The organism is Vibrio sp. GJ43-1, assembly GCF_055808835.1.
In genome coordinates, this window is sequence record NZ_CM147884.1 from 3082202 (window position 1) to 3097933 (window position 15732).

Consider the following 15732-nt stretch of genomic DNA (forward strand, 5'->3'; position numbering starts at 1 on the left):
TGAGTAGCCTATACAGTATAGAACTCTTCCTCAAAACGGTAGTCACGAATAATACGCAAACGGTTTGTATCTCAAAAAAATCCGTCTCTTTTCCCTTCATGCCTTACATGGTAGGGATTTGGGGGTTTCTTGCCCCCCAAAAAACAAAAAAGCCCCGCAGCAATCTCTTGCTACGGGGCGATTTATTGTGGCGTCTATATACTAAATAACCTTCGGCTAACAGTTACATTGCCGCAAGGCTAAGACAGAAGCCAGCAATCGTTGCTGCCATCAAGTTAGATAGCGTACCAGCGATAACCGCTTTCACACCCATGCGAGCGATATCACCGCGACGCTTAGGCGCCAAGCTGCCTAGACCACCTAGTAGAATCGCGATAGAAGAAAGGTTCGCGAAACCACAAAGTGCAAATGAGATGATTGCTTTGGTCTTGTCAGAAAGAACGACAGGCGCAGCTTCAGTTAGGTAAGGTGCAAAGTTTGCAAACGCTACAAATTCGTTAGCAACGGTTTTCATACCGATGAACTCACCAGCAACAACCGCTTCTTCCCATGGCACACCAATAAGGAATGCAAGAGGAGCAAATACCCAACCAAGTAGCAATTCAAGGCGCAGTTCAGGCATACCGAACCAACCACCAACGCCACCAAGCATACCGTTCACAAGTGCGATAAGGCCGATGAATGCGATTAGCATTGCACCAACGTTAAGTGCTAGCTGAAGACCCGCTGACGCGCCGCCTGCTGCTGCATCGATAACGTTAGCTGGTTTGTCATCGCCTTCTGCTTCCATGTCATGAAGCTGATCGATTGGCTCGTCAGTTTCAGGTTTCATGATTTTAGCAAACAATAGACCACCAGGTGCTGCCATGAATGACGCTGCTACCAAGTACTCAATTGGCACGCCCATAGAAGCGTAACCCGCAAGAACACCACCAGCGATAGACGCTAGACCACCACACATTACTGCGAATAGTTCTGATTGAGTCATCTTTGGTACAAAAGGACGAACAACAAGAGGGGCTTCAGTTTGACCAACGAAAATGTTTGCTGCTGCAGACATCGATTCCGCACGAGATGTGCCTAGTGCTTTTTGTAAGCCACCACCAAGAATCTTGATTACCCATTGCATAATACCTAGGTAATACAATACAGAAACTAACGCAGAGAAGAAGATAAGTGTTGGTAATACACGGAATGCGAAGATGAAGCCACCGCCACCGAAGACCTCAAACATCTTGCCTGACACAAGACCACCGAATAGGAATGAAGAACCATCATTACCGTAATTGATGACGTTAGAGATAGCGTCTGATACACCGCGAAGTACTTCTTGTCCCCATGGAACGTAAAGAACGAATGCACCGAGTAAAAATTGGATAGCAAAAGCGCCACCCACCGTTCTGATATTAATAGCTTTGCGGTTATCTGATAATAATACTGCGATACCGATCAGTACTACCATTCCAACCAGGCTCATAAACAGGCTCATGGTTTATGACTTCCTTATATTTAATTATTTGGCGTGTAATAAAAATTGAAGCTCAAAAGCGGGGGCGATTATACAAACCCTCAGAAAAGAAAGTAGTACCCCCTTCACACTTTCGTCCTCAACACATAAGACGTACATGTCATTTTGCGACATAGATCACAAGTCAACTCTGTAACAAAACTTAATTTAACAATTACAGGTAACTTTAGTCACAAATAAAAAACAGCGATTTGCTATTATTTTGGAGTTGTGACGTAACCGTTTGCGCACTTTCACTTCGCAGCATGATAAGAGTTGATAGGGTCAACTTCAGCATTTCCGGCTTATTGATAGCGCCCTGATAACCACTTAATGGCATATCAGGTGCGTCAGTTTCGATTAATAAGTATTCAAGTGGAAGCTTCGAGATGGTGTCACGAGTCTTCTTAGCGCGTTCATAAGAAATGACGCCACCAACCCCTATATAGATGCCTAATTTTATATATTCCATCGCTTGCTGGTAGCTGCCACTAAAACCATGGATCACTCCACCATATATGGGTGCCGTTTTTCTTAGTAACGCCATCATGTCTTGGTGCGCTTTTCGACAATGCAAAATAACTGGGAGCTTGGCTTTATTCGCCAGTAATATATGCTCACGTAAGATCTGCTTTTGCTGCTGTTTCACGAGTTCAACATCACAGTCTTGACCTAAATGATAAAAATCTAATCCGCACTCGCCGATTGCAACACATTTATTAGGCAAGCCTCGCGCCTGGACGAACACCTGTTTTAATCGTTCAATACTGGCAGAAGACACGCCTGATAAAAATAAAGGATGGAAGCCAAGGGCATAGTAAATATCGGAATGTTGCTGTGCTAGCTGCGCGATGTCAGTCCAGTTTTCTTCATTGATTCCTGGGACGATTATGCCCTCTACCCCTGCGGCTCTCGCACCCTCTAGTACATCAGCAAGATCGGTTTTCGCCGCGATGAGGTCTAAGTGACAGTGAGTATCAATCATCGTTCGCGGGATCTTTTCTATACGGTGTGCAGCAACGTTTGTTTTCCGGTATAAGCCCCATAGACTGGCACCAGTCATCGTATTTTTTTAACCAAACACGCAGCCATTTACACATAAATAAAACTCTCTCTATAACGGAATAAACACACAGCAAAAAAGCGATAAACATACCAACGAGTAAATGTAATCGATTGCAAGTTAATCTACCAGACCCCTTGTTACGCAAAGGATAGCCAATAGTTAGAGTTTTATCACTAAGTTGTGATTCAACACTCATTGCTGTGATAGAAGCGGTTTTTTTTCAATCAAGCAAACGATAAAATGTTTCGTACTGTTTGTAAATTAAACAAAGCATGAGGCTGCGTTATTTACAAACGTTTAATTTCCAGCCTCTAACCACAGCGTTAGCCGGGTCTATTGATTCATCAATGGTACCCCCATTATCTGACACCACAAGGGAACTGAACGTGAAAAAAACTATTCTAAAACTCTCCGCACTTGCAGTGGCGGTCTCGTCTTTCAGCGTATTCGCAGCAAAACCAGCCGTTGTTTATGATACAGCAGGTAAATTCGACAAATCGTTTAATGAAGCCGTTTTTCAAAATGGTGTTAAACCTTTCAATGCCGACAAGGGCATTAAAGTACGTGAATTCGAACCTCAAAATGAAGCACAACGCGAACAAGGTCTACGCCGTCTTGCCAGCCGCGGGTTCACTCCCATCGTTGCGGTAGGTTTTAATATGGCTTCTGCTGTAGAGAAAGTCGCAACAGAGTTTCCTGACATTCAGTTTACTATCATCGATATGGTCGTCGACAAGCCAAACGTTCAATCTATCGTGTTCAAAGAGCATGAGGGTTCTTTCCTCGTGGGTGCACTGGCTGCTAAGGCCTCTAAAACGGCCAAAGTTGGTTTTGTAGGCGGAATGGACATTCCACTGATTCGTAAGTTTGAATGTGGTTATCGCCAAGGCGCACAATACGCTAACCCTAAAATCGAAACTTTCCAGAATATGACAGGTTCAACACTGCAGCTGCGTTTGCTGATCCAGCTAAAGGCTCCGAGCTTGCTAAATCTCAGTTCTCTAAAGGGGTTGATGTTATCTACGCCGCTGCAGGCGGAACTGGGATGGGGGTGTATCAGGCGGCAAAAGATGGCGGTAAATTTGCTATCGGTGTGGACTCAAACCAAAACCACTTACAACCTGGCACCATGTTAACGTCGATGGTGAAAAAGGTGGGCGTTGCCGCCTATAACTCATGGGATGAAGCTGAGAAAGGATCATGGGAAGCGGGCATCAAGGTACTCGGTCTTAAAGACGGGGCGGTTGAATGGGCATACGATGATAACAACAAAGATCTCATTACTGCGGAAATGAAAGCGTATCTCGATGAGCTACAAGCGCAAATTATTGCCGAGTGATATCAAAGTCCACGACTACATGTCAGACAATACCTGTAATTACTAAGTACCGCCAACAAGCTGCATTTACGGCTAGGCTTTCAGCCTAGCTCAAGCTCTACGCCACTGCCTAAAACACAGTGGCGTATCGCACACCCTACACCCCATGATCATCTTCAATAACGACAACCCATAAACTTAGAAGCAATCTATAAACTTAGAAGCAACCAATAAAATAAAAACGACATTTAAGTAATTAGCAGGGAATCATTAGCGAGCAATTCACATCGCTAATTCAATATAAGGCAGTATCTCGTGACACAAGGACAACCTATTGCCATAGAACTCAAAGACATCAATAAACGTTTTGGCGCCGTTCATGCCAATCGTGACATTGATCTTCGAGTTCCCAAGGGCACTATTCACGGTATTATCGGTGAAAACGGCGCTAAGCAAATCGACGTTAATGAGCATTATTTACGGCTTTTATCATGCCGATGAAGGTGCGATGTGGGTTAATGGCCAGCCATATAAGCCCGCCAATTCACAAGAAGCGATCCAATCAGGGATTGGTATGGTGCATCAACACTTTATGTTGGTCGAGACCTTCTCTGTTCTCGAGAATATTGTGCTCGGCGCTGAAGATGGTTGGAAGCTAGAAGAAAGCCTAGGAAAGGCCCGTAAAAAACTCAAAGCACTGGCGAAAGACTACGGTCTTGATGTCCCAATTGATGCTATCGTTGGCGAATTGCCTGTCGGTCTTCAGCAACGAGTCGAAATTCTCAAAGCCCTATATCGTGGCGCTAAAATACTCATCCTTGATGAACCCACTGGGGTATTAACGCCGCAAGAAGCGGATCATCTATTTCGCATTCTAGACAAACTGAGAGCACAAGGTACAACCATCATGATCATCACGCATAAACTGCGTGAAGTGCTCGCAATTACCGATAACATCTCAGTGATGCGACAAGGTACGATGGTGGAGCACGTCACCACGGCAAATACCAATAAAGAACAATTAGCCGAATTTATGGTCGGTCGTAAAGTTCGCCTCAAAGTCGACAAACACTCCTCAAAGCCGAAAAAACAGCTGATTACTGTCGATAACCTGCAATATTTTGATGACGCCAATGTAGAGCGGGTGAAACGCGTCAGCTTTGGCGTTAGGCAAGGTGAAGTAGTCGGTATTGCTGGGGTGTCTGGAAATGGTCAGTCTGAAATTCTTGCTCTCTTATCTGGTATTTTGCAACCTCATTCGGGGTCCATACACATTAACAACAGCACCATTGATAAGCTGAACCCACTCAACCCTCAGGAAGTACGGGCGATTGGCGTCGGGCATATTCCTGAAGATCGTCACAAGCAAGGGCTCATCAACAAATTTGAAGCCCAAGAGGCTTATATCCTCGGCTATCACCACCTTCCCCAATACAACAAAGGATTGCTGCAGGATAAGCAAGCGATTAAAGCACACTGTCAAACCAGTATGGACAAATGGGACGTTCGCCCAAACGACACGACACTGAAAACCGCCAACTTCTCTGGTGGTAACCAACAAAAACTCGTGATTGCTCGTGAGATGGAACAAAATCCAGATGTTCTGCTCGTTGGGCAGCCTACACGTGGGGTCGATATTGGCGCAATCGAATACATCCACCAGCAAATTATCGCGGCTCGAGATGAAGATAAAGCCGTACTTTTAGTCTCGGTTGAACTGGATGAAATCCTTAGCCTCGCCGATCGAATTTTGGTGGTCTTTGATGGCGCGATTGTCGGCGAAGTCTCCATTGATGATGCCGATGAACAAACACTAGGGTTAATGATGGCCAATATTATGCCGGAACACTTACAGCAAAAAGCAGTGGCTTCCGGCCAAGGACAACAAGGAGAGACGTCATGAGCCAAGCCAAAGTACCCGCTTGGGTAACCATGGCACTATTGCCCGCCATCAATGTCATGGTCGCGTTTCTCGTGTCTGCGCTGTTATTTATCTATATCGACATCAGCCCAATTGATGCGGCAAAAGTCATGTGGACTGGCGCATTTGGTTATGCCGAAGGGTTTGGCTACACCATGTACTACGCGACGGGCTTTATTTTCACAGGGCTTGCGGTCGCCGTTGCCTTCCACGCCGGGCTTTTTAATATTGGGGGTGAAGGACAAGCCTATATTGGCGGGCTCGGTGTGGGGCTGGTGTGCTTAACGTTGGGTGAATACGCGCCTTGGTATATTACCTTCCCTGTGGCCATTTTAGCGGGCGGGCTGTTTGGTGCAGCTTGGGCGTTTATTCCTGCCTATTTACAAGCGAAACGCGGCTCACACATTGTTATCACAACTATCATGTTTAACTTTATCGCGGCCTCATTCATGGCGTATTTATTGGTAGAGGTGCTCAAGCCAGACAATACCATGGCAACAGAGAGCCGGGTATTTGCGGTGAGCAGCTGGCTTCCCAAAATGCATGAGATATTGGCGGTGTTCGGAATCGAAATGGCACCGAGCCCAATGAATTTGAGCTTTATTTTTGCCCTACTTTGTTGTGTCTTTGTGTGGCTATTTATGTGGCACTCTCGCTGGGGCTATGAAGTTCGCTCAGTCGGCGCTAACCCTTCAGCAGCAGGCTATGCTGGCATTAAGTACAGCAAGACTATCATTATTACCATGCTGATCTCTGGTATGCTTGCCGGATTTTTTGGCCTTAACGTACTACAAGGCGAACTGCACCAAATAAAACTTAACTTTGTCGAAGGCTTTGGCTTTACTGGCATTGCCGTTGCGCTTATGGGAAGAAATCATCCTATTGGTGTTTTACTGGCCAGCTTGCTCTTTGGCTTTCTCTATCAAGGTGGTGCTGAGCTGAGTTTTGAATATGGCGTGGACCGTAACATCGTCGTGGTGCTGCAAGGCTTAGTGATTTTATTCTCTGGTGCGCTCGAGCACATGTTTAGACCCTCACTGGAAAGGACCTACCTCAAACTCTTTTCTAAACCCAATATTGACGCTGAGAAGGGAGTCGCTTAATTATGTTTGAAACGATTATTCTCATGCTAGACGCCACATTACGCGTGGCAACACCGCTGATCCTTGCATCACTGGCCGGAATGTTCTGTGAACGTTCAGGGATCGTCAACATTGCTTTAGAAGGTAAACTACTGGCAGCTGCGTTCGCGGGAGCGGCCACCGCTCATGTCACAGGTTCTGCTTGGCTTGGGTTATTCGCTGGGATCGGCGTATCGGTTTTGTTAGCCCTTCTTCACGGCTTTGCGTGTATTACCCATCGCGGCGATCAAGTAGTCAGTGGCATGGCGATCAACATTCTCGCTGCAGGGTTAACCATTACTTTGGGGCGTCACTGGTTCCAGCAAGGCGGTCAAACACCAGCACTATCTGGTGATGCTCGTTTTGCCCCCATTACCTTTCCAGGTGCTGATGCCGTCGCGGATATTCCTGTATTGGGTCACCTTTATTCGGAATTGATTAGTGGCCATTCGATCTTAGTCTACATGGTGGTCTTTATCGTTCCTGCTTGTTGGTACCTTCTGTTTAGGACGCGCTTTGGGCTTCGTCTACGCGCGGTCGGTGAATCCCCCTCAGCTGTCGATACTGCAGGTATTTCCGTGGTGCGTACACGCTATGCCGCCGTCGCAATTTGTGGCGTTCTGGTGGGTATTGGGGGAGTGTATCTCTCAGTTGCTCAAACAGCTCAGTTCATTCCAAACATGAGTGCCGGAAAAGGCTACATGGCATTGGCAGCACTCATTTTTGGTAAATGGCGTCCGTTTACAGCAATGGGGGCTTGTTTGTTATTTGGTTTCTTAGACGCATTAGCTATTCGCATGCAGGGCGTCAAAATCGGTGACTTCCCTATTCCGGTTCAAGCCATCGAAGCAATACCTTACATACTCACCGTGTTCCTGTTAGCAGGGTTCATTGGCAAGGCCGTCGCACCAAAAGCAATTGGCGTGCCTTATACCAAAGAACGCGAATAAGATGACAAAAGCGCGCGAGTAAGATCGCGCTAGCTTATAAGCATAAAAAAACCGCTCAATGAGCGGTTTTTTTTAACTAGATGTTTAGTGTTCGCGTGTCGCGCGGAACGTCACATCAGGGAAGCGCTCTTGCGCTAAGTTTAGATTGACCATCGTTGGGGCGACATAACTGAGGTTATCACCGCCATCCAATGCCAAGTTTTGCTGACTCTTACGCTTAAACTCTTCCAGTTTCTTCGCATCATCACACTCAACCCAACGTGCCGTTGCCACGTTGACACTCTCATAGATGGCTTCTACGTTGTACTCAGCCTTCAAGCGTGCAACAACAACATCAAACTGGAGCACACCTACCGCACCAACGATCAAATCGTTGTTTTGCAGTGGACGGAAAACTTGTACCGCGCCTTCTTCAGAAAGCTGAACTAAACCTTTCAGCAACTGTTTTTGCTTTAGAGGATCGCGTAGACGAATACGACGGAATAATTCTGGTGCAAAGTTTGGAATACCAGAGAACTTCAAATTCTCACCTTGTGTAAAGGTATCACCAATTTGAATCGTACCGTGGTTATGCAGGCCAATAATATCGCCAGCGTACGCTTTCTCTGCGCGAGAACGATCACCCGCCATAAAGGTTACCGCATCCGAAATACTCACATTTTTGCCAGTACGAACATGGTTCATCTTCATACCTTGATTGTAAGTACCAGACACAATACGCATGAAGGCGATACGGTCGCGGTGTTTCGGATCCATGTTGGCTTGGATCTTAAAGACGAAGCCAGAAAACTTCTCTTCCGTTGCTTCCACATCACGCTCATTAGCTTGACGAGTTTGCGGCCCTGGAGCCCATTCAGTTAGGCCATCTAGCATATGGTCAACACCAAAGTTACCCAGTGCTGTACCAAAGTAAACTGGCGTTAATTCACTAGCAAGGAATAGGTCTAAATCAAACTCAGGACACGCACCAATAACAAGCTCTAGTTCTTCACGCACGCTTTCCGCTAGATCTTCACCAACTGCAACGTCAAGTTCAGGGTTATCAAGCCCCTTAATGATACGAACTTCTTGAATCTCATGACCATGGCCAGATTCGTATAAGATGGTTTCGTCACGGTGAATGTGATACACGCCTTTAAATTCTTTACCACAACCAATTGGCCATGAGATTGGCGCACAAGCCATACCAAGCTCGCTTTCCACTTCATCTAACACTTCCATTGGATCACGAACATCACGGTCAAGTTTGTTCATAAAGGTCACGATAGGAGTGTCACGTAGACGCGTCACTTCCATCAATTTACGCGTACGGTCTTCGACACCCTTAGCGGCATCAATCACCATCAAGCAAGAATCGACAGCGGTTAATGTACGGTAGGTATCTTCCGAGAAATCTTCGTGTCCAGGGGTATCTAGAAGGTTAACCAGGCAGTCGTTATATGGAAACTGCATCACCGATGTCGTGACCGAGATGCCACGTTCTTTTTCCATTTCCATCCAGTCAGACTTAGCGTGCTGGTTAGAGCCGCGACCTTTTACAGTACCCGCTTTTTGAATTGCGTTTCCGAACAAAAGTACTTTTTCGGTAATCGTGGTTTTACCCGCATCCGGGTGAGAAATGATTGCAAACGTTCTACGTTTAGACACTTCTTGCTGAAATTGATTTGACATGTATCTCGATCTTCTTGATTTGTAGAACAGCTAATTGCAGGCACGGTAAACCGTGCGAGGCTATTCGAAGGCGTCGATAAAATAATGGGCGCTATTTTCACCGATCTGGCAGGGTTTCTCAATGAATACTTTCTCAAAGCCTCTATTTGTAAATAAATCTCACTGAAAAATACGCTGTAACATACCCAACAAAGTAAAGTAACAGCCAGTTATACACTTCACTCAATATTAATTTCCTCACTAATATTGACGATTAAGCGCCAATTGCAGTCGTGATAATCAAGCCACTTTTGTTCAAGTGGTTTTGCTATCACTACTTTATCATTTGAGGAAATGACTTATGAAAACCTTTAAACCTTGGTACATCGCTCAGATGTCTAACGGGGTCGTTCAGTGGGTCGGCATTGCACTACTTTTAACACCACTCATTATTGAACGCACAGGCAGTGGCGCCTTAATGGGCAGCGTCATGTCACTGCTCGGCCTCTTTGGGATCTCAGCTCCACTTATTGGCTGGATTGCGGATAAATATAATATCCACCGCCAGATGCAAAAAGCGGCGCTATTTTCGCACCTACTATCGTTAATTTTGCTCTACTATGCACAAGATAATGCTGTCATTTATTTGCTTGTAGGACTGACTATTGGTATCGGTACTGTGTCCCAACTCGTGCTCAATCCAACGTTTGTGCTGAACTCTCTACCAGTAGAACTGCAAACTCGTGGGTTAAGTCGCCTGTACCAATTTCAATTTTTGGGTGTCGTCATTGCGGGTGCGCTGCTCGGTAGCGTAAGTTTATTTGGGTGGACAAGTGAGCAACAATTACTATTAATGATGGCCTTGGTCTGTGTGTCGATTGTTTCCGTGTTTATTGCACCACCACCAAAGATTACGGTCGATACAGAAACACAAAGTGAACAAACCTCCAAAGATAGCAGTACTAAGAATAAAAGCAGCCGAACCGCTATTGCCTTTATTTTCTTTCTCGCTACCGTTTTTGTGTCAATGTTCACCGCCAGCAACCTTATGGAATCTGGCCCTATCATAATTAAAGAGGTATTCAATGTTGATCTTGGGCATTCTGCCTTCGGATTAGCAGGCTCTGCTGTAGTCACTATTTTGTTGCTGGAACCTGCGGGTAGATTGGCTGAAAAAAGCAGTCCTTATCTTATCTGGATGATTTCACTCGGCTGCTATGCTGTGACCTCTATCGGTTTGTGGCTTGCGGTTGGTAGCGATGTTTCCAGCCTGATACCGATTCTGCTAATAGTGCTATTGATGCAAGCCATATCTTGGTTTGATATGGTGATACCAGCAATTGCCGACGAGCTAAGTCCAAGTACCCCAGCACTAACACAAGGCATACTCATGTTCGCTATGGCACTAGGATTTGGTGTGGGTACGTATATCGCTGGTCAGTTGATTGATTCTAATGGTTTTGTTGCGGTGGTGGATTATTGCGCCGCAAGTATTATCGCTACGCTTGTGTTGGCTTTTGGCACGCTGATATTTAAACGTAAGTGACACTAGAATGGGTTGGACTCAGTCCAACCCATTAACTCGATAGCTACAACTGCCAAGCATGGCCAACGGTAATATAATAAGCCCACTCTTCTGGCCCTTTTGCCACATCCACACCAGCACGCATATTGAGCTGTCGAGCGACTAAGTAACGAAAGCCACCGCCCACAACAGATTGATAATCAGCGTCTGAAAAGTCTTGCCCATCATCGATGGCTTTTCCTGTCCCTGTAAAGCCAATTAACGACCATCTTGGTGTAATGTCATAACGTGCCTCGAGTTCCATTAACGCCATATCATCACCTTGATAGCGCATCGCTGGGATACCTCGCATATTAATAAACGGTCTTGCGTAATAAGGGGCGTCATCAGTGACCGTTTGATAATCACCACGCAAGCCAATCACGACATCATTTAGGATCGGCGCAAAATAGTTGGCCTGCAGTCTGGATTTACGATACGACACATCGCCACCAAATGCTTGATCGTGAAAGTCAGTACTGAGTTTCGCTTTGAGGCCATCATTAGGAGTAAAGATAGAATCTCGACTATCGTAGGTCACCTTAAGTTCAACCGCAGCATCTTTGAGGTCAAAATTTATCGGCGGCAGTTGAATCAGATCATTGCCTAAATCGAACGTACTCTTGGAAGAAAGGAGGGAATATTTTGCACCAATAAACCAATCACTCCCGGCAAGGCGATAGTCGATATCTTGCATAAAGTACAAGCCATCAATATTGAAATCCAAGGGAGCATCTAGTACATAGTATTTTAAGTTAAAAGAACCATAAAATAATCCGCCTTGATATCGCCAAGTATCTTCTTGCCAAGACCCAAAGTGAAATGCCCCAGTTAACCATGAGCCATTCGAGGTACCAGCCGCAGCGACCGCCGTCACACTCGGTGGCAAACCTACGACTTCATCTGGGTTTTCTTTTCTTTGTCGTTCACGCTCTTCTGATTCATGGAAGAACATTAATGCAGCCCCTCCCCCAGTTCCAACTGCAGGGTCGGTAATGATAATTGGGACAGGCATAAACCCCACCGCGTTATCTAGTACCCAAGCACTGGCGTCAAACATGCCATCCTTAGGATCAATAAACTGATCAAAAGCCAATAATGAAGAACTCATGAAAGCATAGCTGATCGCCGTTAATGCTCGTATTTTCACAGACACCTCCGTGTGAATGCCGATATGAACTCATAATAATAGTAAGGCGTATAAGCTGCGCGTAAATAACTCACTAACATCCAGTAAAGTCTGTTGATTACCTAACTATAGCCAAATGTCACGCCCCCCGACAGCCGCACATTGTTTGCTAATTGTTACTTAAAAATGTCAATATTGACAATGAATTACTCGTCATCTCTCTCTTTTTATTAACGAAAAAATCAAGACAAAACACCAAACCATTCGATTTTTACATATAAATATCGTTTCTTTTTACCAAGTATCGACCAGAGTCAGGCTTAAGCTCATTAAGGAAGTTTTCTCGATAACTGCTAACATTAGAAATAGATTCATTTGAGTTCAGTCTTACTCCATCCATTAGGATTTCAGTTACATTAAAGAGTGCTTTACCTAGCAAAACAGTGAACTCATTACTATTTTTAGCGGTCTTATAGTGGCAAAATAGGCAACTCATAAAAGAAGAGAGTCGATACTGTGTCAGAACAAGCTCCACTAGATATTCGCATTGAAGAAAATCAAACCCGAGTGAAAGATCAGCTTAATCGAATTCTTTCAAGTAAGGCGTTTGATCAAAGCCCAAAAATGAAAGAACTGCTGACTTTTGTCGTGGAGCAGACTTTAGCGGGCAATGGCGATCGCTTAAAACAATTTACTATTGCGACTGAAGTGTTCGATCGTGATGCGGAGTTTGATCATCAGGCCGACCCTATTGTGCGTATACAAGCTGGTCGTGTAAGACGCACACTAGAAACCTATTACCTCACAGAAGGGGTGAATGACCCTCTGTTTCTAGCGATCCCTAAAGGTCGCTACAGCCCAGTATTTACACCACAAACACCCCAAGCAGTGAGACAAACGGCAACGTTGGCCCAAATGGCGCGAGACAACCAGCGAGCACTAAGCCCAACCATTACAGTACTGCCGTTTTTATCCCTGTCTGATGACGCTGAAAAACGTTTTTTTGCTGAAGGCTTTGGGGAAGAACTCGCCACCGAACTGGCACGTTTTGACATGCTTAAGGTCGTCTCAATGCACGCACTTGGCGATACCAGTATCGATCCAAGGACTTCTGCCGATGTAAAAGGTTTAGGCGAAGAGCTGGGCGTATCTTTCATTACTTCAGGGACAATGCAGGCGCTAGGTAACAAAATTCGCATCTACGCCAAGCTCTACCGCACCGATAGCGGTGAGCAAGTGTGGGCAGAAAAGTACACTTGCGATCTCAACACTGACGACTTGTTTGCTGTCCAAGATGAAATTATCGCCGAGGTTGTTGCCGAGCTCGCATCCAGTTTCGGGATCATCCACCGCGAGATTTATCAAAGCTGCAACCAAAAAAAGATCGAGCACCTATCAACCTACGAAGCAACGCTTCGCTACCGTCACTACTTAATGACGCTGTCTGAAGATACTCACCAACTGGCAACACAGGCCTTACTAAGCGCCGTTGAGCGCGAGCCCTATATTGCCTTGTTACATGCCATGCTCGCCGTACTCTATTTTGATGCGGATATGCTAGGAATGGGCAATGCTGACAATGCCGAGGAAACCGGACTTAGCTACGCCAAACGTGCAGTAGAACTCGAGCCTACCAATCAAGAGTCACAGATTGCTATGCTGATGGCTCATCAGGTTAGAGAAGATATTAACGGCATCATTGATACTGTTGACAAAGTCTTAGCCATTAACCCTAACGCCGCTTATCAAATTGGTTTGTGTGGCTGGGCATTATGTATGGCTGGCGAGTTTGAGCGCGGGCTTAAGCTCATTGACGATTCAAAGGCACTCAACCCGTTTAGACCACCGTGGTTTTCCATCGCGACCGTGGTTCATCAAATCATGCAAGATAATTATGATGATGCAGAAAAGTCAGTGAGCAATCTTTCGCTTAGACGTTTATTTTGGGTGCCAATGCTTAAAGCGATTATTCAAGTTCAAAAAGGCGAGTTCAAACAGGCTCAAGCTAGCTATAAAGAAATGTTGCAACTTCGACCTGACTTTGAAGGAAACGAGGCTCGTTACTTAGGTGCCTTTATTGCTAGTCCAGAGATCAAGCATAAGCTATTAACGTCGCTAGCTCGACTGTAGCGCCATCAAATAACACGGTGTACTGACTGTGAATTAAATAAAAAAAGAGAGCATTCGCTCTCTTTTTTATTCTTTTATCCAACTCACCTATCACTCACGTTTGCCCTTAACGCAGTCACCGCAAGAATAGTCATTATTTAATCGTAGAGTGCATCATCATAGTCATCGTACTCGTCATCCAAATACTCTTCTTCGAGATATTCTTCCTCAATGATCTCTTCTTCGATAATCTCTTCTTCTAGGTACGCTTCTTCAACATACTCTTCAGCAATATATTCTTCCGCTATAATCTCATCTTCAACAATAACATCAGTCGCCACTTCGCAAGCACCCTCATAGTAAGCGCCATCAACCGCGCCACCTACCGCTCCTGCTCCACCACCTATGATAGCACCAGCTTTCGCCCCTTGAGAACCGTCAACAATACCGCCAACCACTGCGCCAGTTATCGCACCATCAACGGCACCCACTATCGCCCCCTCAGCGGTTTGATCGCAGTAATACGCAAAACTTGGTGCGCTGAGCAGCGAGACCAATAATGCACACAGCAAAGTAACATTCATTTTTTCTTTCATTACATCTTATTCCTATTATTGGGCGAGCTGGTTATAGGCTTCAATACTCATTCCAGCACTAAAGCCACCATCTACGCCGACAGCTTGACCATTTACAAAGCTACTATCTTGTGACGCAAGAAAGTGAATAACGGCAGCCACCTCTTCTGGCTGACCGATACGACCAAGCGGCACGGCTCGTTGCTCCATTCGCAACTGGGGCTCGCCGCCTGCGGCGTGCGCTCTTGGCGTATCAACCGAGGTCGGACAGACCGCATTGACACGTATTTGTTTACTGCCTAGTTCCAGCGCCGCCGTTTTGGTAATTCCCAATACCGCCCACTTAGAACTAGCCAGCGCACCTAAATAAGGAACTCCGGATGTCCCTGCGACCGAAGCAACATTAATGATGCTTGAATTTAATGGCATGTAAGGTACCGCATGTTTAATAGCAAGTGCTGTACCTAGGGCATTCACTGAATAGTTCGCATCATACTCAGCTTTTTTTGACTCCATGATCGTGCTATAGCCATTAGTAGAACCCGCGCAGTTCACCAAGACATCGATGCGCCCAAAGTGCTCAAAGGTAATCGCCATTAATTCACTTAGCGAAATCTCATCAGTGACATCAACATCGATATATAACGCCTCCAGAGAATCCACGTTAGAGGCTACCGCATCCAGCCCTGCGATAACTAAACGTCCTCCCGCGGCGTGTAGTCGCTTAGCTGTTGCCTCGCCAATGCCAGACGTACCACCAATGATGACAATTATTTTATCTTCTAAGTGAAATGGCATTGCCATAAGTGCTTCCTCTCGTTA

The 15732-nt window shown here is 45.6% G+C and carries 11 protein-coding genes and 2 pseudogenes; 7 read left to right on the forward strand and 6 right to left on the reverse strand.

Annotated features, from left to right (window positions below):
- Window positions 1-223: 223 nt before the first annotated feature.
- Both AC0L66_RS14675 and AC0L66_RS14680 read right to left on the reverse strand, forming a co-directional pair.
- The gene (locus tag AC0L66_RS14675) at window positions 224-1489 is read right to left on the reverse strand and encodes a NupC/NupG family nucleoside CNT transporter (protein WP_265673739.1); all 1266 of its coding nucleotides are present in this window, start codon (window positions 1487-1489) and stop codon (window positions 224-226) included.
- Between the two features lie 205 nt (window positions 1490-1694).
- A complete protein-coding gene (locus tag AC0L66_RS14680) occupies window positions 1695-2570 on the reverse strand; it encodes a TatD family hydrolase (RefSeq protein WP_390902885.1) in 876 nt (291 codons plus the stop codon).
- A 350-nt stretch (window positions 2571-2920) separates the two neighbouring features.
- On the opposite strand from AC0L66_RS14680, the pseudogene AC0L66_RS14685 reads away from it, so the two are divergent.
- The 5 genes and pseudogenes from AC0L66_RS14685 to AC0L66_RS14705 form a co-directional block, all read left to right on the forward strand.
- Window positions 2921-3493: pseudogene (locus tag AC0L66_RS14685) on the forward strand (BMP family ABC transporter substrate-binding protein); the annotation flags it as partial.
- A gap of 86 nt (window positions 3494-3579) precedes the next feature.
- Window positions 3580-3912 (forward strand): annotated as a pseudogene (locus AC0L66_RS14690) (BMP family lipoprotein); the annotation flags it as partial.
- Between the two features lie 358 nt (window positions 3913-4270).
- A complete protein-coding gene (locus AC0L66_RS14695) occupies window positions 4271-5794 on the forward strand; it encodes an ABC transporter ATP-binding protein (protein ID WP_473567799.1) in 1524 nt (507 codons plus the stop codon).
- Complete coding sequence (locus AC0L66_RS14700) at window positions 5791-6915, forward strand: ABC transporter permease (RefSeq protein WP_250615683.1); 1125 nt, start codon at window positions 5791-5793, stop codon at window positions 6913-6915. The genes AC0L66_RS14695 and AC0L66_RS14700 overlap by 4 nt, the downstream gene beginning before the upstream one ends.
- Window positions 6916-6917: 2 nt before the next feature.
- Window positions 6918-7883, forward strand: coding sequence for an ABC transporter permease (locus AC0L66_RS14705; protein ID WP_265673735.1), 966 nt, complete (start codon window positions 6918-6920; stop codon window positions 7881-7883).
- A gap of 84 nt (window positions 7884-7967) precedes the next feature.
- On the opposite strand, the gene prfC is transcribed toward AC0L66_RS14705, so the two are convergent.
- Window positions 7968-9554, reverse strand: a complete 1587-nt coding sequence (gene prfC, locus AC0L66_RS14710) for a peptide chain release factor 3 (protein WP_473567801.1) — start codon at window positions 9552-9554, stop codon at window positions 7968-7970.
- Window positions 9555-9894: 340 nt separating this feature from the next.
- On the opposite strand from prfC, the gene AC0L66_RS14715 reads away from it, so the two are divergent.
- Window positions 9895-11079: an MFS transporter gene (locus AC0L66_RS14715; protein WP_473567803.1), complete on the forward strand. Its 1185-nt coding sequence runs from the start codon at window positions 9895-9897 to the stop codon at window positions 11077-11079.
- Window positions 11080-11122: 43 nt separating this feature from the next.
- Here the strand turns inward: AC0L66_RS14715 and AC0L66_RS14720 are convergent, their stop codons facing one another.
- Complete coding sequence (locus AC0L66_RS14720) at window positions 11123-12247, reverse strand: BamA/TamA family outer membrane protein (protein ID WP_473567804.1); 1125 nt, start codon at window positions 12245-12247, stop codon at window positions 11123-11125.
- Between the two features lie 495 nt (window positions 12248-12742).
- On the opposite strand from AC0L66_RS14720, the gene AC0L66_RS14725 reads away from it, so the two are divergent.
- The gene (locus tag AC0L66_RS14725; protein WP_265673732.1) at window positions 12743-14356 is read left to right on the forward strand and encodes a transmembrane adenylate cyclase; all 1614 of its coding nucleotides are present in this window, start codon (window positions 12743-12745) and stop codon (window positions 14354-14356) included.
- Window positions 14357-14493: 137 nt separating this feature from the next.
- Here the strand turns inward: AC0L66_RS14725 and AC0L66_RS14730 are convergent, their stop codons facing one another.
- Together AC0L66_RS14730 and AC0L66_RS14735 are read right to left on the reverse strand one after the other, a co-directional pair.
- Window positions 14494-14931 (reverse strand): hypothetical protein, encoded by a 438-nt coding sequence (locus AC0L66_RS14730; protein ID WP_265673731.1) that lies wholly within the window; start codon window positions 14929-14931, stop codon window positions 14494-14496.
- 15 nt (window positions 14932-14946) lie between these two features.
- On the reverse strand, window positions 14947-15714 hold the full coding sequence (locus AC0L66_RS14735; protein WP_265673730.1) for an SDR family NAD(P)-dependent oxidoreductase: 768 nt from the start codon (window positions 15712-15714) through the stop codon (window positions 14947-14949).
- Between the last annotated feature and the right edge of the window lie 18 nt (window positions 15715-15732).